The following is a 415-nucleotide window of genomic DNA, read 5'->3' as shown; positions in this document are numbered from 1 at the left end:
AGAAGGTCAGTACTTCTACGAAAAGGCGCTTGTCATCCTTGAAGAAGTTGACAGCTTGGATAACACAATCAAAACCGGCCAAACTGACCTTTCAGGAACTATTGGCTTGACATGCCCTACCGATCTCGGACGGCAATTGATCACCCCTTTAGTAGATGCATTCATTAAAGAGAATCCCCACATTACAGTCAGGTTGTTCATGAGCGATCGTGTACTTAATTTCGTTGAGTACGGTTTGGATCTCGCCATTCGTTGGGGTACATTGCCCGATAGCACTGTTACGGCTTACTCTTTGGGAGTTGATCGCCCGATGGTGTGTTGCGCTCCGGCCTATATTGAGAAATTTGGCATCCCTAACCGTATTGAAGAACTTCATCAGCACAACTGCTTCGTTCAATTGCGGGCAGATGAACCT

General features: G+C 46.5%; 1 protein-coding gene. It reads left to right on the top strand.

The genetic code is table 11. From position 1 onward, the window contains the following. Window positions 1–415: LysR substrate-binding domain-containing protein (locus SOP85_RS31205; RefSeq protein WP_323629435.1), on the top strand; the 415-nt coding region annotated here is incomplete at both ends.

This window comes from Pseudomonas sp. YuFO20 (assembly GCF_035064975.1).
Classification (GTDB): domain Bacteria; phylum Pseudomonadota; class Gammaproteobacteria; order Pseudomonadales; family Pseudomonadaceae; genus Aquipseudomonas; species Aquipseudomonas putida_AE.
The sequence above is the reverse complement of the archived record's forward strand: the minus strand, read 5'-3'. Positions and strand labels throughout refer to the sequence as shown.